General features: G+C 39.4%; 12 protein-coding genes and 1 pseudogene. 8 read left to right on the top strand and 5 right to left on the bottom strand.

The window, feature by feature from the left end; genetic code table 11:
* Window positions 1-1028 precede the first annotated feature (1028 nt).
* A complete protein-coding gene (locus ACFIJL_RS03330; protein WP_375622529.1) occupies window positions 1029-3236 on the bottom strand; it encodes a primosomal protein N' in 2208 nt (735 codons plus the stop codon).
* An 886-nt stretch (window positions 3237-4122) separates the two neighbouring features.
* On the opposite strand from ACFIJL_RS03330, the gene fsa reads away from it, so the two are divergent.
* On the top strand, window positions 4123-4776 hold the full coding sequence (gene fsa / locus ACFIJL_RS03325; RefSeq protein ID WP_375622527.1) for a fructose-6-phosphate aldolase: 654 nt from the start codon (window positions 4123-4125) through the stop codon (window positions 4774-4776).
* On the opposite strand, the gene lptE is transcribed toward fsa, so the two are convergent.
* Together lptE and leuS are read right to left on the bottom strand one after the other, a co-directional pair.
* A complete protein-coding gene (lptE, locus tag ACFIJL_RS03320; RefSeq protein ID WP_375622525.1) occupies window positions 4773-5381 on the bottom strand; it encodes an LPS assembly lipoprotein LptE in 609 nt (202 codons plus the stop codon). The genes fsa and lptE overlap by 4 nt on opposite strands.
* Window positions 5368-8010, bottom strand: coding sequence for a leucine--tRNA ligase (gene leuS, locus ACFIJL_RS03315; protein WP_375622680.1), 2643 nt, complete (start codon window positions 8008-8010; stop codon window positions 5368-5370). The genes lptE and leuS overlap by 14 nt, the downstream gene beginning before the upstream one ends.
* A 166-nt stretch (window positions 8011-8176) precedes the next feature.
* Between leuS and ACFIJL_RS03310 the strand changes: the two genes are divergently transcribed.
* The 6 genes from ACFIJL_RS03310 to ACFIJL_RS03285 all read left to right on the top strand — a co-directional run bounded on the left by ACFIJL_RS03310 (window position 8177) and on the right by ACFIJL_RS03285 (window position 15611).
* Complete coding sequence (locus ACFIJL_RS03310) at window positions 8177-8866, top strand: YggS family pyridoxal phosphate-dependent enzyme (protein ID WP_375622523.1); 690 nt, start codon at window positions 8177-8179, stop codon at window positions 8864-8866.
* Window positions 8867-10037: 1171 nt separating this feature from the next.
* Window positions 10038-10214 (top strand): hypothetical protein, encoded by a 177-nt coding sequence (locus tag ACFIJL_RS03305; protein WP_375622521.1) that lies wholly within the window; start codon window positions 10038-10040, stop codon window positions 10212-10214.
* Between the two features lie 643 nt (window positions 10215-10857).
* Entirely contained in the window at window positions 10858-12801 is a 1944-nt protein-coding gene (acs, locus tag ACFIJL_RS03300; protein ID WP_375622519.1) for an acetate--CoA ligase, read from the top strand.
* 534 nt (window positions 12802-13335) lie between these two features.
* Window positions 13336-13995, top strand: coding sequence for a cell division ATP-binding protein FtsE (ftsE, locus tag ACFIJL_RS03295; RefSeq protein ID WP_273723097.1), 660 nt, complete (start codon window positions 13336-13338; stop codon window positions 13993-13995).
* Window positions 13988-14941, top strand: coding sequence for a cell division protein FtsX (locus ACFIJL_RS03290; RefSeq protein ID WP_375622516.1), 954 nt, complete (start codon window positions 13988-13990; stop codon window positions 14939-14941). The genes ftsE and ACFIJL_RS03290 overlap by 8 nt, the downstream gene beginning before the upstream one ends.
* A gap of 4 nt (window positions 14942-14945) precedes the next feature.
* The gene (locus ACFIJL_RS03285) at window positions 14946-15611 is read left to right on the top strand and encodes a YdcF family protein (RefSeq protein ID WP_375622514.1); all 666 of its coding nucleotides are present in this window, start codon (window positions 14946-14948) and stop codon (window positions 15609-15611) included.
* Between the two features lie 19 nt (window positions 15612-15630).
* Here ACFIJL_RS03285 and ACFIJL_RS03280 read toward each other — a convergent pair whose 3' ends face one another.
* Both ACFIJL_RS03280 and ACFIJL_RS03275 read right to left on the bottom strand, forming a co-directional pair.
* Entirely contained in the window at window positions 15631-15756 is a 126-nt protein-coding gene (locus ACFIJL_RS03280; protein WP_375622512.1) for a hypothetical protein, read from the bottom strand.
* Between the two features lie 1197 nt (window positions 15757-16953).
* The gene (locus tag ACFIJL_RS03275) at window positions 16954-21912 is read right to left on the bottom strand and encodes a DEAD/DEAH box helicase (RefSeq protein ID WP_375622510.1); all 4959 of its coding nucleotides are present in this window, start codon (window positions 21910-21912) and stop codon (window positions 16954-16956) included.
* Window positions 21913-22644: 732 nt separating this feature from the next.
* Here ACFIJL_RS03275 and ACFIJL_RS03270 point away from each other — a divergent pair.
* Window positions 22645-22855 (top strand): annotated as a pseudogene (locus tag ACFIJL_RS03270) (integrase); the annotation flags it as partial.
* Window positions 22856-23644 lie beyond the last annotated feature (789 nt).

The following is a 23644-nucleotide window of genomic DNA, read 5'->3' as shown; positions in this document are numbered from 1 at the left end:
GACTGCGACTGCGACTGCGACTGCGACTGCGACTGCGACTGCGACTGCGACTGCGACTGCGACTGCGACTGCGACTGCGACTGAAAAAATGTATTATTTCAAACTCATAAGCAAGAAAAAATAACGGATATCCCCCTTAATATTAAGAAAAATTTGATCTTTTTTCTTCAAATACCCACGCTTTTGAAAACATTTCACCAAATATTTTTCCTTTTAAAAACACTTTTAAAATATACAACTTAAATATACAACACATTGATTTATAATGATAACATATCTTTCTTCATACTGAAGTCCTCCCAACATCATTCTCTCATTTCAAGTTCTTTGATCAAAATCATTCCTTTGCTCCATTACAAGTAAGGAAGAGGGATAAAATGATTAAAGACAAAACATCTCTTATAAACGCTCTCAAGGACCAAGAGCTTTCGTAACACTCAGAGCGAAAATAATATAATGGTGCCAACCGGTATCTTTATAAAATAAAGATGGTACTCCCTAACGGCTTCTGTATTCATAAAACCTTGTACATTATATTACTCAATGATATTATTCACACGGGTAACATCATAAAATGAATTCGAGCGTGCTGAGAAATATTCACTTAAACAAGCATATATAATGTAACAATACAATGATATTCTGTTTTGGCTGCTCTGCTTTGCATGAAAAACGCAGCCCCATTAAAGAACAAGAGTAACAAAAGCTTGAAGAGCTAGGGCAGCTCCATAATTAAAAAATATTGCTATGAACGCTTTTAAAAACAAAAAAATCAAATAAAAAAGATGATAACGGTAAACACTTGTTTTTACCTTTACGCTCCAAAATGAATCTATGTTCTCATCAAAGATAAACAAAACAGATATAATATGTTCACTCTAATTTGGCATAACATCAAAACGACTCATACAGCACAAAAACATTTTATTTTCTATTACATGCTGCTGTATGAGGTTTGAACGTCAAACAACATCAAAACCACGACCTTCATTAAACCCACACCCCTTCATTGTAATATTGCACGGGTTTTAGAAAAAGCTTTGCGGATCAATATCAATTTGAACCCGAACGGAACTGGGCATTTTGGGTGTCCCGCTAAGCATGGCACGTATAAACCCTTGTATATCAAAAGAGCGCTGTCCTTGCAGCAAAAGCCGAAAACGATAACGCCCCCGAACTAAAGCCAAAGGTGCTTCTGCTGGTCCCATAACCGAGATATTTTTTTCCCGTGGCGCTGCTTGACGCAATGCGCGCGCATAATATTCTGCTTCTTGACGCTGTTGTGCAGATACGATCAAAGAGGCAAGCCGCCCATAGGGAGGCAAATGATAATGCTGCCGTGCCGCAATCTCACGTGTGTAAAAATCTTCTGGTTGACATGAAAGTAAGGCTTTGATGACCGGATGATCTGGTTGATAGGTTTGCAATAATCCTAAACTCTTCAATCCCACACGCCCTGCTCTTCCGGTAACTTGAGAAAGCAGCTGGAAGGTACGTTCACTTGCGCGTAAATCGCCATTGGCAAGACCAAGATCAGCATCAATAACGCCAACCAGAGAGAGCTTGGGAAAATGATGTCCTTTAGCGACCAACTGTGTTCCAATAATAATGTCCACATCGCCATTGGCAATGGCTTGCAATTCGCTGCGCAACTGTCCAATCCCTCCTTTGAGATCTGTTGAAAGGATCAATGATCGCGCCTGAGGAAAAAGCATTTGTGTTTCTTCGGCAATTCTTTCCACACCCGGTCCGCAAGCCACAAGATGATCTAATGTCCCGCATTCAGGACAGGCTTGAGGAAGTGGTTCATGATATCCACAATGATGACATTTCAGTTGCCCTTGCGCACGATGTTCTACCAGCCAACTTGAACAATCGGTACAATGAAAACGATGTCCGCAAATTCGGCATAAAGTCAAAGGTGCATAACCACGACGATTAAGAAAAAGAAGAGCTTGTTCGCCCTTATCAAGCGTTTGTTTTAAAGCCCTTTCAAGAGAAAAGGAAATAAAGCGCCCCTTTTGCACTCCTCCTTGGCGCATATCAACCACCCGCAACTGTGGAAGTGCAACTTCTTTAAAACGGGAAGGTAAATGCACCTTTTGATAACGCCCTTTTAAAACATTGGCTTGGCTTTCAATCGACGGTGTTGCTGAAGATAAAATAACAGGAAAATGCTCAAAAGAGCCCCGTGCAACAGCCATATCACGAGCATGATAAAAAATGCGCTCTTCTTGTTTATAAGCGCTATCATGTTCTTCATCGACAACAATCAAGCCAAGCTTAGGAAAGGGAAGAAAAAGTGCCGAACGAGCCCCCGCAACGACACGCACCCGCCCTTCTGCGACTTGCCGCCAGACGCGTTCTCTACGACGCGGTGTTAAATCGGAATGCCATTCTGCTGCCGCAGCGCCAAAGCGTGCATAAAAACGATCTAAAAACTGCTGAGTTAAAGCAATTTCCGGCAACAAAATTAAAACCTGCTTGTCCCCTTTGAAGGCTTGAGCAACCGCTTCAAAATAAACTTCTGTCTTTCCAGACCCAGTCACACCATCAAGCAAAAAAACTTGAAACTGAGAAGATAAAACACCTTCCCGCAATACTGTTGCTGCTTCATTTTGTGCTCCCTGCAACTGAGGAGGACAAAAATCAGGATCAGGCATTTCCACAAGATCAGGAGCAGGAACCATAACATCTTCGAAAACCCCTAGAGCTTTTAAACCTTCAACAACAGAAACCGAAGTTCCAGCCGCATGTGCCAGACCAGAACGTGTCCATATTTTCTCATCACGTACCAATTCCAAAATCCGTGATCGTGCTGGTGTGAGACGTTCTACATTGCCACCACAATATCGCAAACCCAGCATCTGCGCTTCCGGCTCTAAAGCAGCCGGTACAGACAAAACCAATCGTGCAACAAGACCAAAAGGTGCCATTGTATAGCGACTAACAAAACGCAAAAATGTGATCATTTCTGACTTTAATGGGGGACAATCAAAAACATGAAGAAGAAAGCGTAATTTTTCACGTGCCACAGGAGCAGCCCCTTTCCCATCCGCTATTTTTTCTCCAACATCCACAACAAAACCGCAAAGTTCACGCCCCATCACCGGAACTCGAACAAAAGAACCAATATTCACTTCCATAGAAGACGGAACTTTATAACTATAAGGGTGAGCAACAGGAAGAGGAACCAATACGGATACAATCTTTTCCTCTATCATGTTTGAATTCATCTTTTTAACCAATCTACGACCTATTGAGCACCAACAGATCTACAGCTTATCTTTAAACACTCTTATAAAATTCATTGCAGGATTCAATCCCCCCGATCACAACACTTTTCTAACAAAAATTCTTTTTAACACGCATTCCATCACCAAAGTGCCAATATAAAGAATCAATCTCTTCTTCTATAGCAAAAAAACAGCGCCATCCTTCTGTGCAAATAAAGCTCATCACGCATTCAACATGATATCGTAAGTGCGTCCTTCAACAAAGCGATCCCATAGTGTGACTTCTTCCCAATGCACACTTTTATTTTTTTTACTGCCTCATATCTCAATTTATCTTCAACAAACTGATTTATAAAGATATAATCATCATTTTACATATTGTAACAAAAACCTTCAATACGAGAATTTTTTTCGTTATAAACAAATTCTTTGAGCACAGAAAAACTTCATGCATAAAACGCATATTTTCATCAACGGTGTTTTGCGACACAAAAATCCATTCACTGACACGCAACAAGAAAAACTAAATGTAAACCTCGTGAAAAAAGGAAACGTCTTATAAAAATTCTCAAATATCAAGAGCAATCACCAATGGGAAATGAGCACAGTGTATGATAATACTGGCTTATTGCCATAAGCATAAAGATATCATCAAGCAAAGATGCTAAGATACAAAGATGGTAGTGCGAAATGAATCCTACGCCTTATTACGAGCAACACCATGAAATGGACGTGAAAACAATAAGAGAGCTTTCTTTACAAAAAGTAGATACATAATTAATACCCTGGCATTTTTGTTCTTTATATTAATTCTTGCTCTTGCTTTTGCCGTCAACAATAGCGCATAACAAAAAATAGGGTAAAAGCTAAAAAGAAGAGGTTAGAGATGAAGTTTTTTGTGGATAGCGCCAATATTGAAGAAATCCAAGAGTTACAGAATTTAAGTCTTGTTGATGGTGTTACCACCAATCCCTCTCTTATCCTAAAATCAGGACGCAATATTCTTGATGTTACAAAAGAAATTTGCGCCCTTGTTCGCGGACCTGTTTCTGCTGAAGTTGCCGCAACTCAATTTGAAGACATGATGAAAGAAGCGGCTGTTTTAGCAAAGGTTGCCGACAATATTTGCATCAAGCTTCCTTTAACACTTGATGGATTAAAAGCCTGTAAAGCCCTCACAAAAGAAGGATTAAAAACAAATCTCACCCTTTGTTTTTCTGCCAATCAAGCCTTATTAGCAGCTAAAGCAGGTGCGACATTCGTTTCACCTTTTATCGGAAGACTTGATGATTGCGGAAATAATGGCAGTGAACTGCTTCATGAAATACGCACAATTTATGATAACTATAACTTTGAAACACAAATCTTAGCTGCTTCAATCCGTACCGTTAATCATGTCAAAGAAGCAGCACTAAGCGGTGCTGACGTTGCAACAGTTCCACCAACAGTCTTAAAAGCCCTAGTCAAACATCCTCTTACTGATAAAGGGTTGCAAATATTTCTCGACGACTGGAAAAAAACAGGACAAAATATTGTTTAATATCTAGACGTTGTATTGGAAAGATCTTTTGAAAGTAACAAAAAAATCTGTTCCGCCAACTCTTCCGCAACACGTTTTTTTGCATCTTCTTCTGCTTGCATCGTTGCATATTCTTGACGAAGGCGTTCAAAAGAGGCGTTCAGTGTTGCAGTTCCTTTTACAATAAGAGTATTTTTCATATCCTGCAAAGTATAAGAAGCTCTGCTCATAATAGTTCCAACAGAAGATCGTCCCTCTCTCTTTTTATCATAATCAACCTCTATCTGCATCGATTCTCTTGTAAATACGGACGTCTGCAATGCCAATCGATAAGCCGGTAGAGAAGATTTACCCCCATTCCCATACAAAAGAAACAGTAAATGATTGCGCACCATTTGACCAAAACGATCCGAAGGTTCTTCCACAACAATAGAGGCAAGCTTTTGCGCAAGCCCCAAAGAAGCTTGTCCAGAAGGATATGCAGAAGAAGAATTCCCATAAGAAGCAGCATCCATCGCCATTGAACTCTGCAATTCTTGACGGTAAAGCGGCTCAACTTTGCATCCACACAACAGTGTGAATACACCAGCTAAAACGAAAAGAATAAAACTTTTAAAGAACGACATTCACAATCCTTTTTGGAACAACAATGATTTTTTTCATAGGCTTTTCAATCAGCTGCGCCTTTACAAAGTCTAAAGCCAAAACCGCTTCTTTAATCATCGTCTCACTCGCTGTTGCTGCAACAGTCACTTCACCACGTTTTTTACCATTAATTTGCACCGGCAAAGTGTAACATTCTTCAACAATTAATGCGGGATCATAAACAGGCCAAGCAAGCGTAGACATTAAAGTTTCTTCCCCTAAAACAGCATGACATTCTTCTGCTAAATGAGGCATCATTGGTGCAATCATGGCAAGAAAAAAATCCATGGCTTGACGTAAAGAAGCTTTCATTTCATCGTCAACACTTGCTATCCTGTTTAACAACGGTGCCATAATATTCAAGAATTCATAAAGCCGTGCAATAGCCCGATTAAAAGCAAATTTTTCCAAATCATCTTCTACAGCGTGGAGCGTACGATGAGCTGCTTTTGAGAGTTCCAAAGCCGCTCCCTGATGCCCTGCACAAGGGGATATATCCTTTAAAACAGAAGCACTCAAAGCCACATGGCGCCAAACACGCTGGACAAAGCGATGAGCCCCTTCAACACCAGATTCTGTCCAGATAACATCCCTCTCAGGAGGAGAATCTGACAACACAAACCAGCGCACAGTATCAGCACCATAAGATGCAATAATATCATCAGGATCAACGACATTCTTTTTTGATTTAGACATTTTTTCAATCAAACCAATCGTCACTTCACTTTGATCGGTTAATTTATAAGCTTGACGCTTTCCATCTTTTTCAACAATCGAAATTTCTGCTGGAGAAACCCAACCCTGTTCATCCCGATAGGTTTCATGCACCACCATCCCTTGGGTAAAAAGCCCCTTAAAAGGCTCATCGACCGTCACATAACCTAGCAATTTCATGGCACGCATAAAAAAGCGCGCATAAAGAAGATGCAAAATGGCATGCTCAATTCCACCAATATATTGTTGCACCGGCAACCATTCAGCTGTTGCTTGTTTGTCAACCGGTTCCTGCGCAAAAGGAGCCGTAAAGCGTGCATAATACCAAGAAGAGTCAACAAATGTATCCATGGTATCGGTTTCACGTTTGGCAGGTTGACCACAGATCGGGCAAGCAACATTCTGCCATGTTTCATGCCGTGCAAGAGGGTTGCCCGGTTGATCAAAAGTAATATCCTCAGGTAATACAACCGGCAAATCAGCACGTGGAACAGGGACAACCCCACAAGTTGTACAATGGATCATGGGAATGGGGCACCCCCAATAACGTTGCCGCGAAATCCCCCAATCACGCAAACGAAATTGCACTGTTTTTTTCCCTTGCGGTTGCCCATTGAGCATTTGTTTTTCAAGCCTTTTCGCTGCCTCTTCAAAGGCTTGTTGGGGTGTTAAACCATCCAAAAATCTAGAATTAATCATCACCCCATCACCAACATAAGGGGTTTCAGGTGTGACAAAATCTTCTTTCTCAACTCCTAAAGGCAAAACCACTGGTTTTATTGGAAGGTCATATTTACGTGCAAAATCAAAATCTCTCTGATCATGGGCCGGACAACCAAACACAACCCCTGTTCCATAGTCCATAAGCACAAAATTAGCGATATAAACGGGAATATGCATCGTTGAATCAAAAGGATGCACCGCTAAAAGAGGAGTGAGAAACCCTTGTTTTTCAGCCGTTTCAAGTGCTGCTGTTGTCGTTCCACCACACCGACAATTTTCGATAAAAGCACTCAACGCTTTGTCTTTTTTTGCCAAAGCTTGTGCAATAGGATGATCAACAGACAGAGCCAAAAAGGAGGCACCAAAAAGTGTATCAGGGCGCGTTGAATAACAAACAACCTCATCAAATTTCTCACAAACATCATCAGTATCACCTGTCGACTTTAAAGCCCAACGAATCAGCAAACCTTGTGATTTTCCAATCCAATTTTTTTGCATGGTGCGAACTTTTTCAGGCCACTGTTCAAGCTCTTCAAGCCCAGTCAAGAGATCTTCACTAAAGTCGCTAATTTTGAAAAACCACTGGGTTAATTCCCGCTGTTCAACCAACGCACCAGAACGCCATCCCCGTCCATCAACCACCTGTTCATTGGCCAAAACAGTATGATCAACGGGGTCCCAATTCACCTTAGCCACTTTACGCGCAACCAACCCCTTTTGATAAAAATCAAGAAACAGCATTTGCTGGCGGTGGTAATATTCCACATCACAAGTCGCAAATTCCCGAGTCCAATCTATCGAGAGCCCTAATTGTTTTAATTGCCCCCGCATCACTGCAATATTTTGATAAGTCCAAGTTTTAGGGTGCACTTTATTTTGCATAGCAGCATTTTCAGCCGGCATCCCAAAAGCGTCCCACCCCATGGGATGAAGCACATTAAACCCCTTGGCGCGTTTATAGCGTGCAACCACATCCCCCATGGCATAATTGCGCACATGCCCCATGTGAATGCGCCCAGAAGGATAAGGAAACATCTCTAAAACATAATATTTTTCACGAGCATCTTCTTGGACAGTCTGAAAAATTTTCTTTTCATCCCAAATTTCTTGCCATTTTTTTTCTCTCGCCCGTGGATTATAGCGTTCGCCTATCTTATAATGCTCAATCGTCATTCCCATTATACTCTTTTAATAAAACTGAACCAAAAAACTTGTTTTATTATGCTTGACCATGGATTAACCTCATCGTCAACATTTTCGTGAAATATTTCCCTAAGTATTTTATAAAACTTTTAAAAAAACGACCAACTCTTGAACAAAAACGGTAAAGCACAAAAACATGAATACACAAACACCCTTTGATACCCCTTCCATTGAAGCATGGCAAAACCTTCAACAAGACATTGCTGAAACATGTCAAGAGCTACAACGCCCTATAGAAGAAATTGAACTTATCGCTGTTTCAAAAACTGTTTCTGCTGTTGATATACGCCCCATTTTACAAGCAGGACAACGTCTTTTTGCAGAAAACCGCGTACAAGAAGCAGCACAAAAATGGCCTGCTTTACGTCAACAATTTGAAAATATTAAACTCCATCTCATCGGTCCCCTACAATCAAATAAAGCCGCTGAAGCTGTAAAGATTTTTGATGTCATTCAAACGGTTGATCGTGAAAAAATAGCCAAAGTTTTGATGGAAGAAATGCAAAAGCAAAAAAGGCATCTTCCCTGCTATGTTCAAGTCAACATTGGGTTAGAACCGCAAAAAAGTGGTGTTGCACCCCAAGAAGTGATCCCTTTTGTTTCTCTATGCAAAAACAATTATGGACTTGATATTATCGGTCTTATGGGCATCCCCCCTGTCGACGAAAACCCCGGTCCCTATTTCGCACTGTTAGAAAAGCTGGCAAAACAAGCCGGTCTTCCAAAGCTTTCCATGGGCATGTCCAATGACTTCAAAACCGCTCTACAGTTTGGCTCTAACGTCCTTCGCATTGGCTCTGCTTTATTTGGAAAACGCCCTGTGTAAAGCAATTTCCCCTCATATAAATTCCCATTGAAGATTCTACGAACAAGCCCAAAACAGCAGAAATGAGAAAAAATATTTCCTTCAATATCAATAAAAGAGCAATTCTAGCAAAAAAGATTCTAGCCCCTCTTTCATCCTGTTAGCAAAATTAGCAAAAAAGCTGGTTTCTCAAATTTCTCACCGGCACATCCACAACACATACAATAACTTCAAATTAGCATTGCAATTTGGCTCTCATATTCTCGCACATTGGCTCTACTTTACTCCCCTCTGACCGCCTCTCCAGCAAAAGCAACATAAAAAATAAATCCTTATATAAAGGCAAAATGATAAGAGGAGCGTTACGCATGAATGAAAAAACTGTCGCGAAATAAATAATTACAAAAGAATATTGAATAAGATCATCGCAATGATTTCCATTGAAAATCATGAATTCTCTTAACTTCTCCAACACGCGTAAACAATTTCCCCACATGCCAATGGCATAAAGCAGACAAAAAGAGGCTTATGGTTGCATAATACAGTAACAAAACTCTTTCATGTAAGTCACTTGAGCAAAATAAACATCTCAAATACCCAATAGAGCACCAAGAACCGCGCTAAACAACATGATAGCAATCTATAAGGTCAACGATAGCATAGAGGCTTTCTATGCTCTACAAAGCGTAAAATACGGTCAATATCTGCTTGAAAAATAAAAGAACGAACCCCGTGCATGTAGGCATAACACATACACACAAAACAATAGCAACAAAGCAGATTTCAATAACGATATTCCTTTGTCGTTCTCTTAAACAAAGAGAAAAACTTCAACTTTTCATATACGCAATTTTTCTAAATTTAAACTTTAATTAAGAAAAAACAGGAGATATTTCTTATATTTTAAAATATTGCAAATAATATTATTATCTTTTTAAGAATAAAATTTCATACATACATATCATATATATGATTTATACAGTATTTTTATTATTATTTTTTGAAATTTATCTTTTACGCTGATCTAAAATACATGATAGTCATTTGAAATGTATCATTATGATACTACTTTTAATATAGATAATTAAGGAGAATTAATAGGTCATATAGCGACAAGTCCTTCTTTTGGTCATTCGCACAATTCAAGACCTACTCATGAAATGCATGTAGCGTTAGTGGTTTTGCTAATAACATGTTTTCACACTCCACTCAACTAGCAACTGAGAGAGGACTAACAGGTGCAGCAGGAGGGTATCTGTTTGGAGGACTACAAGGTGCTCTTACAGGTGGAGCTGTAGGTTTTGGAGGGGGACTCATTGGAGGTGCTCTTTATGGCTTTGGACAATCAGCTTGGAATTGTTGGTTCTAATTTATAGAGAATAGCTACAAAGATATCTCTGAAATTAGTAGTTTTGTAAATATATTTGAAAGAATATACCAAAGTTAAATATCTACATCTTTGGATAAAATATTTTTCAGGGATATCTATTATTTATAACATATTATAATTTAGGATTTTTTATAATGAATATTCGTTATGAAATAATAAGGCTGTTTTGCATTCTCTTTGTATTCATCCCTATATATGCTATTGGTTTTAAAAAAATTGGTGATTACAGTTGGAAAGTAGCTATAAAATCAACATTATATACAGTAATTCTGTTCATTATTTTTGATAGTTTGTGTAGATATTTTGGTTTATATTAATTTTAGTAAATTTATTCTTTTAAAAAGCATTCTCATTCCCTCTCCCTTTTTTATATGGTATTTTTTAATGCCTTTGTGCGTTTATAAAAGGCTCTATACCGCAATAGACTTTGCCACATTTAAATATCCTAAAAGCATAAAATACTCTCTTTGAATACAAACGTATCAGATTTAAAAATTGACTATTCTAATCTTTGTCATTTAGTCTAACCTCACAATGAAAAGCTTTTGGGAAAACTCTGCCACAAATATAACCATACAAAAATACAGAGGCAGATTTTTTCAAACAATAAAAAGAGGGAAACATGACTGAAAAAATTTATCCAATATCAGAAGAGATCAAAAAAAATACTTTACTCGATGAGGAAACTTATCAACAATGGTATCGAGAAAGCATCGATGATCCAGAAAGCTTCTGGGCAAAACACGGTCAACGCATTGAATGGTTTAAACCTTTTACAAAAGTAAAAAACACTTCTTTTAACGGAGATGTATCGATTCAATGGTACGAAGATGGGATAACAAATGTTACCTATAATTGCATTGATCGCCATCTGAAAACCCATGGAGACAAAATCGCGCTCATTTGGGAAGGAGATAATCCTTATCATGATAAAAAAATAACCTATAACGAGCTTTATGAACATGTTTGTCGTTTTGCCAATCTTTTAAAAAGCCACGGCATTAAGAAAGGCGATAAAGTAACCATTTATCTCCCCATGATTCCCGAAGCAGCCTATGCCATGCTTGCTTGTGCTCGCATTGGAGCCATTCATTCGGTTATTTTTGCAGGCTTTTCTCCTGAAGCAATAGCAGGACGCCTTGTTGACTGTGAATCAACCTTTATGATTACTGCTGATCACGGCTTGCGTGGCGGCAAACGGATTAACTTAAAAGACAATGTTGATCATGCCATTGAGATAGCCGCGCGCCAAAACGTGCATGTGGACCAAGTCATGGTTATACAGCGAACTTGTGGACCCATTCAATGGGTAGAAGGGCGTGATTTTTGGTACCACGAAGAGATAGCTCATGCCAAAACAGCTTGTCCACCAGAACCAATGAATGCTGAAGATCCACTTTTTATTCTTTATACTTCAGGCTCCACCGGCAAACCTAAAGGTGTTTTGCATACCACAGCAGGCTATCTTGTTTTTGCCTCGATGACTCACCAATATGTTTTTGATTACCACCCCGATGAAGTTTACTGGTGCACAGCTGATATTGGGTGGATTACCGGTCATTCTTACTTGGTTTATGGACCTTTATGCAATGGTGCGACCACTTTAATGTTTGAAGGCACACCAACCTTTCCTGACAAAGGCAGATTTTGGGAAATTGTCGACAAACACCAAGTCAATACGCTCTATACAGCACCAACAGCTATCCGCGCCTTAATGGGAGCAGGAAATGCGTTTGTTGAACACTCAAACAGAACATCGTTGCGTCTCTTAGGCACGGTAGGAGAACCGATTAATCCAGAAGCATGGGAATGGTTTTATCATACAGTTGGAAATGGCCGTTGTCCGATTCTCGATACATGGTGGCAAACGGAAACAGGAGGGCATATGATCACGCCCTTGCCCGGTGCAACACCCCTCAAAGCAGGATCGGCCACACGTCCTTTTTTTGGTGTTCAACCCCAAATTGTTGATGCCCAAGGCAATGTTTTAGAAGGTGAAGCAGAAGGCAATCTTTGTATCAGTGATTCATGGCCCGGACAAATGCGCACACTTTATAAGGATCATGAACGCTTTATTCAAACTTATTTTTCCTCCTATAAAGGAAAATATTTTTCAGGCGATAGCTGTAGGCGCGATAGTGACGGTTATTATTGGATCACAGGACGAGTTGATGACATTCTCAATGTCTCGGGACACAGGTTAGGAACCGCTGAAATTGAATCAGCTCTTGTTTCTCATCCCGCTGTATCAGAAGCAGCTATTGTGGGTTACCCGCATCCCATTAAAGGACAAGGAATTTATAGTTTTGTCACCCTTATGGAAGGAACAGAGCCAAGTGAAGAATTAAAAAAAGACCTTATCAAACATGTGAGACAAGAAATAGGCTCTATTGCCATATTGGATAAAATTCAGTTTGCTCCGCAGCTTCCCAAAACGCGATCAGGGAAAATTATGAGACGTATTTTACGAAAAATCGCTGAAAACGATTTTGATACTCTCGGAGATATTTCAACCCTTGCTGAACCACAAGTTGTTGAAGATCTGATTGCCAACCGACAAAACTAAAAAACAGGACGAAATACAACATACGGTGGTTTTTGTTTTTCTGCTAAAATTATCTCAGCATTATTACGAAAACCACCGAGGAGAATAAAAAACAAAACAATTCATGAAAAGCTCAATCATTCTAACAACAAACGCTTTTCTTCATGACAGGTAAGAAATAATTTAAGCAAAAACCTCAGGATTGGGATGCGAACAAGAATAAGAAAGTAAGATAAAAAGAGCAACATAGCTTTTTAAAATCACCCAATGTCCACTCAATGCAAAAAAAGCCTCTGAGTAATAAGGAAAAATAGTTCTGATGTTTATGCTAGAATCCCTTTGAAATTCCTGCTAAAATCATAAATAAGGCTAAAAAAAGAAAGTATAAGTGATAATATTCTTGAGCAAAAATATTTATCTATAACGAGGGTGTATAAAAAATATTGAAAACCATGAAATCTAAAATAAACAAGCTTACAACAAAAATCTAAAGCAATGAAAGTAAGAGTTTTTAGAATAAATGATGCCATATAAAATCAGGAGTAATAATAAAAAGTGATTCATTTTGAAAATGTCGGCCTACGCTATGGAATGGGCCCTGAAGTCCTTCGTGATATTAGCTTTCATATTCCTCCTGGATCATTTCAATTTCTCACAGGTGCCTCTGGAGCAGGGAAAACGTCGCTGATGCGTCTTATGTTTTTGGCACTCAAACCCACCCGCGGTCATATTGATCTCTTTGGAACAGACACAGCATTGCTCAAACGACAAGAGCTCCCTGCGCTGCGACAACGTATCGGTGTGGTTTTTCAAGATTTTCGTTTACTCGACCACATGACCACTTATGAAAATGTCTCCTTACCTTTACGCATTAAAGGACAAGAAGAAGCAACCTATCGCAGTGAAGTGGAAGATCTTCTCTGTTGGGTAGGTCTTGGAGATCATATTCATGTTTTACCACCGGTTCTTTCCGGTGGAGAAAAACAAAGGGTAGCCATAGCACGCGCACTCATTGATCAACCCGAAATCCTCCTTGCGGATGAACCAACAGGGAATGTCGATCCGCCCTTGGCAAAACGCCTCCTCCGTTTGTTTATTGAATTAAATCGTTTTGGAACAGCTGTTATCATTGCCACCCATGATATAGCCTTAATGGAACAAGTTGCAGCACGGCGTATGCTTCTCCATAACGGACGGATGACGATTCATGAATAAATCTTTCCCCATTTTTATAAGCAATAAAAAAAACACAACAGCGATTATTCCCAGTGGTAATATTTCTGGAAAAGCACTCGTTGCCGTGATTGCTATTATGACATTTCTCTCAAGTCTCACCTTAATCGGTGTTGATTTAGTCCACCGTGCGGCCAAAAATTGGAGCAGTCAAATTAGCTATGAAGCAACAATACAAATACGCCCCATTGACAATGTTGATATCAACAAAGCACTCCGTGATGCCGTACAATTGGTTAAAACATTTTCTGGTGTACAAGATGCAAAAATTGTTGACCAAAAAGCCACAGAAAAGTTACTGGAACCATGGCTTGGAACAGGTTTTAATATCAATGAACTACCTCTTCCCCGCCTTATCATTGTCACTCTAAAAGAGGATACAGAAATCAATTTTGCAGCTATTAATCACGCCATTAAAACCCAAATTCCAGGAGGTCAATTTGATGATCATCGTGTTTGGGTTCATCGTTTTGCAACCATGGCACACACCACTGTTTTCATTGGTTTTTCAATTTTAGCATTGGTTCTAGGCTCTCTTATTCTTACCATCATTTTTGCCACCCGCAATGCATTGGCAGAAAATGCACATATTATCAATGTCTTATATTTCCTTGGTACTGAAACTCTTTTCATTGCGCGCCAATTTGACTGGCATTTTTTTAAAACTGCGCTGCGTGGTGCTTTATATGGTGGTCTTACAAGCATATTTCTGTTTTCAGCCTTTTGCTTCTGGACGAATTATAACTTGGGAAGAGTGGAAGCTAGCCAAGTAACAGCTTTGTTTGGACATCTTTCCATCAGTTCTATCCCTTATGGAAAAATCATTCTCCTTATTATTTTCGTTTCTTTTCTCACCACCCTTACCAACCGCATGACTATTTTAGCGCAACTGAAAAAAATTGATCAATGTGAAAACGGTTTATTTTAATTTTATGACTCACAACACTTTCAACTCATTGACGCAAAACAATTTAGAACGCCCTCTTCCAAAACGGGCACACTATCGTTGGTCTATGCACTTCTTATTTCGTTATTTTCCACCGACAACCCTTACTCTTGCAATCACTGTTTTCATTTTCTGGGGTGGTTTCATTGTTTTTTCTGAAAAAACCGAACGTCTCTATCCCCCAACCCCTCTTCCCAAAGCCGATGCAATCATTGTGCTTACAGGCGGAGAAAACCGAATAGAGGCAGGACTTTATCTCTTACAAAAGGGGCTTGGTTCACGTCTCCTCATCAGTGGTGTAAACACCACAACCAATCTGAAGGGCTTTATGCATAACATGCATATTACCCCACGGCTTATCTCCTGTTGTATTGACATCGGGCATCAAGCGACTAACACCAGAGGAAATGCTAAAGAAAGCGCCGATTGGATCAAAAAACACCATTATAAAACCCTTTATATCGTCACCCATGATTACCATGTGTGGCGCTCGATGCGAGAACTTAAATATTTAATGCCTGATATCCATTTCATTGCCTATCCTGTTAAAAAGAACAATGCTGAAAGCGCAATACAACAGATCAATCAAATCCGCATTCTTATATTCCAATATATTAAAACGCTCCAAGTCTATATCAGAACCGCATTCTAATCTTTATCCTTCTGACTTTTTAAAAACCTTGCCACCCACGAACCGCTTCATACCCTTCCACACGAGTTGCCTCTATAAAATCTCGACAGAGCTTACCCTCATACAACGCAGAACATCCCAATGCACGTGTCACTGTATTGCACATTCACCCAAGACATCTCTTACATCCCAAACATATCTCACAGCGCGGATCTGTACATACCATCCCAATATATAAGCTCTTGTAAATAGAGTGCCCAGACAGCCATAAGATCTCCAGACTTGTCATAAAAATTTATTGATACCACCCTCTTTACCCTTCATAAAAAATGCAAACCGCCTCACCCTATATTTTGCCACCCCCCAAGTATTACGATAGCTCTTAAACCTCTTGGGATGATTGGTAAGAGGCATGCATTACGCCTTTCTTAAACACGAACATACCAACCTCGTATGACATGCAAAAAAATAATTTTAATAGATTTAAAATAAGAAAATTTATAATACTTAGATTTCTCATTCAACAGAGAGAAGATTAAACTATCATTATAAGTCAATATATTAGTAACAATCTCTTATTCTAAAAAGCATCTTCATAAGAGCATTTTAGATCACAGACAGGAATAAGCTCAAAACGCACACCGCTACAAATACCCCACGTTTTTTATCGCAATCTTTTTTGAAATCATTTTGCTCTCTAAGATCACTTTTTGTCTGGTTTCCTCCCCAAAAAAGAACGAAAATTTTTAAACTCTATTGATCTGTAAACAATAATAACTCAGCTTCTTGTCTAACGCGTTCTCCCTGCTCACTTCAATATCAGAACACCTCAAAAGACAGATTTCATGAGAATTGTCATTTCCTCTCAACATCTCAAAGGACGATGATTCCTATCAGCAACGATTTGTAAACAGTTCACTTTCTCTGGACAGGTTCCTCTCAGCTTCCCCATTTATATGGTTTACTCACATAAAGCTCGACAAGAAAACCCCTGCCTGAGAATATTCATCACTGCCGCTAAAGCTCATGCGTCATAATTTTAGCGACCTCACTGCCTAAGGTGCTTTATCACATACAACATATTGATTTATAATGAAATTTTATTACGCTACAACTTGAATGAGAGCTCTCAATATCATCAGATTCTCTCATTTTAAATCTGTTCTCTATTGAATCAATCAAAACCATTTTCTTGCACATCACATAGGACTTGCACATCACAAAGGAAGAGAGCCTGCGCAGCGTAAAACTGTACAAGAAAGACATGCCTCTTATGAACCGTTTCAAGTGCCAAGGGCTGTCACAATACCCACGAGCTGGCAAGGTGTGTGATAGTGCCAATTTGTGACGACTCAACACTTTTTTACCGCACAATGGATAACTTAACCTTTTCAGTTTCTCTCACTTCCAATTTTGGCAGGTTGCGCACAATTTTCATTGTTTCCAAGCTTACAGTAATAACCCGCTGAAACAATTCCAATGGATAAGCTGGATTACCCACCGTTTCAACAGCATAGCGATTGGCATCATTAACAAGTCCGCTCGCTTTATCCGTTTTGACAACCTGCCGTTCCATAACCCATTCAAGAGCAGACCTGCCACTCACCACATACTCATAAGCCTCAAGAGGAATATTCTGCATCGTGATATGCGCATTATAAACCACGGTGCTTTTGTCAATAGCACCACGCTTACCAGCAAATTTCATTGCTTCAACACGATAAAAACTCTTCTCATCAGAAATCACCCAAGTTCTTGGATCACCCTGTTTATAGGTAACGGGATAGGGTTCAACCTCTTCATAATTCATATGCAAATCACCAAGCTTTCGCCCCGCTGTAACAAAAGCCCAAAAATCCTCTACCTTTTTAACTGTTGGGATACGTGGCAATTCTTTAGACAGATTATGCGCATAACGCGCACGATAATCTTCAGAATGCAAAATCCCATAAACATAATAAAACAAATCATCCTTTGTTATCATTTCGCCAGGATAAGCTGCCTTAAAATAAGCCAACCCTTCATCCGTGAGTGCATCACGCCGCTCTAAACCAGTTTCTTTGCTTTCCTCTGCAAAATTTGCAAACAAATGAACCTGATCCCCCTCCTTATTTTTCAAGGATACAATATCTTCATAAACATACCTTGGAAAACATTGACTAGCAGTCATTACATTAAGATCAGGTATGTCTTTAGTCATTAGGATAGAAAAATCACTTACTCCTATCCCTGTAATTTGCATCACCTTGTTTTCAAATGTTTTTTCTAAAGGAAAGATACGCGACATTTGGTAAATCATTTCATTAAAAGCACGATTATAATAGAGCCACTGTCGTGCAAAAGGACGGTATGAACTCTGAATAAGGCACGTCTCTTTAAGTTCAAAAACCTTTCCTTTAGCTAATTGTTGTTTAAGTGCACGGCTCCAACTAATCTTTTTGGCATCCGTGTTAACAAAACCGTTCACAGCATTCGCACGCGCCTTGCGATCAGCGTGAGTGTAGGCATTATTAAAACGCTCTACTTCACTGTTATAAAAAGTAATCATATTATTCATATTATTGGCTAGAGCTTCACAACTGAAATTATATGTCCAAGCATCACGACCAGTTTGTATACCACGAGAAAAATTTTCAAAAAGCCTTTTATCACTGCCCTTCTTATCACCTAAGGCTAGAAATTTTTCAAAATCATTGTTGCGCTGATCCAGCCAATCACCATGCTCATCTGGTGTAATTATCTGCCAGCCATGTTCACGCTTAATGCCGCCAACACTACCCAACCGCTGAAGTGCACATAGTTTCTCTTTTGTCGTGAGATTATCACCAATATCGTAATAGTGAATTTTACAATGTTCCGTAACATTTGGATTTTTAACAAATAGTGTCACAGCGATTCCTGTCATGCTTCCACTGCCGAAAACATTTTGTCCTTCTTGAGCAGCTCCTCTGCTCATCATATTTTTGCGAATATCTCCCCGTAAATTGAAAATATAAATGCTGGAAAATTCCTCACACAACTCTTTTCGTAAACCACTCATAGAACATCCATTGATAAAACCTGCATTTGTTACAAAGCCAATAACACCACAGTCTTTGATGCGATCACTTGCCCAGCGAATGGCACGAATATAACTGTCATAAAGTCCATTAACATTGCTTGCTTTAGATTGAGCGGCATAGGTTTCACGAATGCGACAATCCAATTTAGGATAGGCAATATTTTGTGCATTGTCGTTTTCACTTTTTTGCCCAGAAGAATAAGGGGGATTACCAACAATAACACGAATATCCAATTCCTTTTGGCGTGAACGACGAGTGCTGTTATCCACCAGCAAATCACTGATCAGGTCTTTTTCTTGCTCATAAAGCTGAAATGTATCGGTTAAACAAATTCCCTCGAACGGAACATAATCGCCCCCCATCAGACCATGATAGGTCATCTCAATATTAATGGCTGCAATATAATAGGCTAAAAGCATAATTTCATTGGCATGAATTTCACGAGAAAATTTGTGCTTCACTTCTTCTGGCTTTATCAAACCCGATTGTAAAAGCCGTGTGATAAAAGTCCCCGTTCCTGTAAAGGGATCCATGATGTGCACACCAGATGAACCAAGCGTTTGCCCAAATTCTTGCTCTAAGACATCATTGACAGAGTGCAAAATAAAATCCACAACCTCGACGGGGGTATAAACAATGCCTAGTTTTTCTACAGTGCGTGGAAAAGCATAACGAAAAAACTTATCATAAAGCTCTACAATCAACCTCTGTTTTGCTTTTGGATCCGTAATGCCACTGGCTCGTAATTTTACACTTGCATAAAATTTCTCGAGATCTTTGGATTCCTTATCAAGATTTGCCTCATCAAGTACATCAAGCATACGCTGCATAGCACGCGAGACAGGGTTCTCACGTGTGAACTGATAGCCTTCAAACAACACCTGAAAGACAGGACGCGTGATAATATGCTGTGCCAACATCTCAATCGCATCAGCCTCTGTAATCGCATCATTTAAATCATCACGCAGTTCTGCCACAAACCTGTCAAAGGCTTGACGTGCCTCAGTATCTGGCTCTGCCAGAATACCTGTTAAGCGCATGATATGATTCTTAGCAATCTCAGCAATATTGCGCGCCCAATCTTCCCAATAATCACGTGTCCCACATTTCTTGACGATCTTTGCCAAAATCGCACGAGAAAGTTCATCCACTGGGAAAGAAAGCTCCTCGTTTACCTGCTCTGTAAGAAAGCAATCATGCTCCAGACTTCCAATGCCCAATCGTGCGGGTTGTGAGCGAACCGGAAAATTGTCTACAACAGCAGTAACAGCCTTTAACTCAGTGCTCTGTGTGACACCAATAATCTCAATCACATTGCTAATATCTTGCCCGAGAGATGCCTTATTAATCGTCGCATCGAAACGATCATCATGCGCACGCAAAGCATTTAAAATTTGCCAGATAACCCGATATTTATCATTATTGTTCAAAGCCTGTTCCACTGGAATCCCAGAGGGAATACCAATTGGCAAAATGACATATCCCATCTTTTTGCCCTCAGAGCGACGCATCACCCGCCCAACCGCTTGCACAACATCAATCTGGCTTTTGCGTGGATTTAAAAACATGATCGCATCAAGAGCCGGAACATCCACCCCCTCAGACAAACACCGAGCATTGGTCAAAATACGACAAACATCCTCACCACTATCAGCTTTCAGCCAGTCAAGTAATGCACCACGATCCTTCGCATTGAAAGTGCCATCAACATGCTCAATTTCACACTTCAGAAAATGCTCATTTTCTGTATCCTCTTTCGTATAATCAAGATATTCTCTAACAACCGCAGAAAATTCATTACACACCAATTTAGAACTTTGAATAGTTTTACAAAACGCTAAAGCACGATGCATAGGATATAAATCCGTACCAACATCAGCCTTCATATTTTGTTTTGTCAACGCCTTATAACAGCCAATAATCTTCGTTGCATCATCAAGAACAAGCTCAGAATCGCTATCACTAAGGCGCTTCTGAACAGCGGAACTGACCAATTTTTCGTCCATTGCTAAGACAATAACCTTATAATCTGTTAAAAGATCATTTTGTACTGCCCATGAAAACCCCCGATAAAAAAGTGTTTTACCAAAAAGCTTTTCATCATCCATCGAAGCAAGAACGGCATTGGCTTCATTCGCGCGACTTTTTGCGTTATCACCAAAAATACGTGGTGTCGCTGTCATATAAAGGCGCTTCTTGGCACGAATAACATCATTAGAATGCACCTTAACAAAATTGGATTCATCCTCTCCAACTAGCGTTGCTCCTGTTGTACGGTGCGCTTCATCACAAATAATAAGATCAAATGTTGGCAAACCATAGTTTTTCTGAGCTTCCGCAACCACCTGAATGGATTGATAGGTTGCAAACACTACGGTCATCTTATCTGCAACACTCTTCGCCACCTGTTCTGCAAGTTTAGCAGCATTAGTTGTCGCCGGAAAAGCAAGATCAAACACATCAATTTCAGCAACATCATCACTATTTTTACGACGCTTTCCCACTTGTGTATCGGAACAAACAGCAAAAGATCTCAATCCGATTCCTGCATCCGTTGTCCATTCACGAACCGTCTGTGACATCAGTGCCAAGGAAGGAACAAGAAACAAAACAAACTTGCCTTCACCCGCCAAATCCTCAGCAATTTTAAGACTGGTAAATGTCTTACCAGTACCACAAGCCATAATAAGCTTCCCCCGATCTGCTTGAGCAAGCCCAGCACGCACATCACGCAATGCTTCCAATTGATGTGGACGCAGCTTCTTTTTATCCTCCAAAACAACTTTGCCTTTAGCTGCAAAAGTTTCCCAACGGATCGGACTTTGTTGTATATCGGAAAGATTAATCCGTATAACAGGAATATCCTGCCCCCGTATCATTGTTTCAGCGTTATCACTCCAAGCACTTTCAGTACTATCTATAATCACACGCCGCTTGAACGGAGCTTTCCCTGATGCCGAAATAAAACTATCAATATCTGCTTTTCTAATCCGATAGGCTGCATCATAAAATTTACATTGGATTGCTGCAAATCCCTCTTCATCACGAAGCTTTGCCACAAGATCAATACCAGTATCCCGACCATCCCAAGCATTTTCACGAGCCCAATCTTTAAAGGTTTGAACCCTTTCATACTGATCAAACTGAAGAGGATCATGTGTCAGATAAGCAAGAGCAAAACGCTCAAAATACGTACCTTTGTCTCGTTCAGTACGCGCTTTATCACGATAGGTCTGTAAAAGCGATTGTAGCGTCGTCATGCTTTTCTCCCTATTAAAAACATCTTCAATTATCGAATCTAGACCTATTCATTAATGCCTCTTGTTCTACCCAAAAAACTTAAAAAAAGCTTAAAATTGCTTGATTTTAAGACATTTCTTCTATGCTTAATTAAATCAACAAGAGAGAATCTGTTGATCCTTTTGAGTATCCCCCAAATCATATGATGCATTTATTGATGTCTATATCCCTATGGAAATAAACGGTAAGGCGAGATGATTTTGAAAATATTTTTTGCCTTTTGTTAAGAATACAAAATAAAGTGCGCAATAATTTTAAGATTTAGCTTAAGAATGAGAGGGGGAAAATGGATACGACACCTGCGAACACACAAGACACCAAGGAAGAAACTTCACACACAAAACAGCGCATTTTACAAGCGATAATGCATATAATTTTACTATAATACGCAAAATATTAGTCGTGATATTCAAATTTTTGATTTTTGAAATATTTCTTTGTCTTTTGTTCTTCCGTAGACTAATTATTCGCTTCTTATACTTTATAGCGGGTGGTTTTAGAATTCTTTTTTATATGTACAATATATTGATTTATAATGATAATATAGCGTTATTCATATTGAATTAGAACTCTGAATAACGTAAGATTCTCTCATTTCAAATCTGTTTATCTTGAATCAATCAAAACCACCCGCTTGCACATCACAAGCGGGATGAGTGTGTGGAGAAAAACTGTACAAGAAATGACTAAAAATGGCTCTTATGGACCGTCTTAATGCAAGGTCTATCGCAACACCCACGAGCTAGCAAATATAATGATGGTGCCGGCTTATTACTTCATAAGCGTAAAGATGGAGGTGCTCAATAGATTTACCATGAACAGCGTCGCAAAATAGGCTTGGATACCTTGAGAAAGGTTTCTTTAAAACAAGAGTGTCAATGTGCAACACAATGGCGCTCTGTATCGAACTTGTAGCAGAAGGGAGAACACCATACCAACTAGACATACCATTGCTCATCACTAGCGCCATTATGTTCTTTAGCAGCATAACTGCAGCTTGGTATTACGATGCTCTTACTTCATCTCACACCTGCTGAATATGAGCTTATTCTTTTTCAATAAATGAAAGCCCTCTTCATTCATACATCATTCAAAATAAGAAGCTATCCGCCTCTCAAACTTTTTGTTGTCCTCACCAAACTCATGAAATCAAACCCGCATCTCACGGAATTAATTCTTAAGATCGCGCCCCCCCTACCGAGTATCTGACGGCATCCTTACCCTAGAAACTCAAATGGCTTGTTTATCCTTCAGCTCCAAAATCATGAAATAAGGCAGAAAAAAGCAATGCCTTAAACAAAATATTCTAAAGAAAGCTAAGTTACTCGCATAAAGGAACAGAAAACGGCTGTATCTTAGGTCACATTTTAAAACCTGAGCATGATCATTATTTATTTGCATAAACCTAAACACCTATAATTTGCACCACCCTCTGCAAAACTAAAAGTGAGAAATCCTCATAACCTCTTTTCCAAAAATCTTAAAAAGACTAAACGAAACCTCTTAAACTGCTCAGCTATCTCGATACCAGTTCATTTTTTTTGGAAGAATGGAGGTTTAAGCTGTTTTTGGCATCAACCTTCTTTTTTGTTCTTTTGTTTATTAGCAGATATACTATTCACTTCCCCCGCCTCTTTTAGGTTAAATCTTAAAAATCGTCGCGCAGTATATTTCATTTGTCCTCCTCTTCAC

Origin of the sequence: Bartonella sp. TT119HLJHH (assembly GCF_042193385.1) — a bacterium.
Lineage (GTDB): Bacteria > Pseudomonadota > Alphaproteobacteria > Rhizobiales > Rhizobiaceae > Bartonella.
Note: the sequence above shows the minus strand (reverse complement) of the source record. Positions and strands in the feature narration are given on the sequence as shown.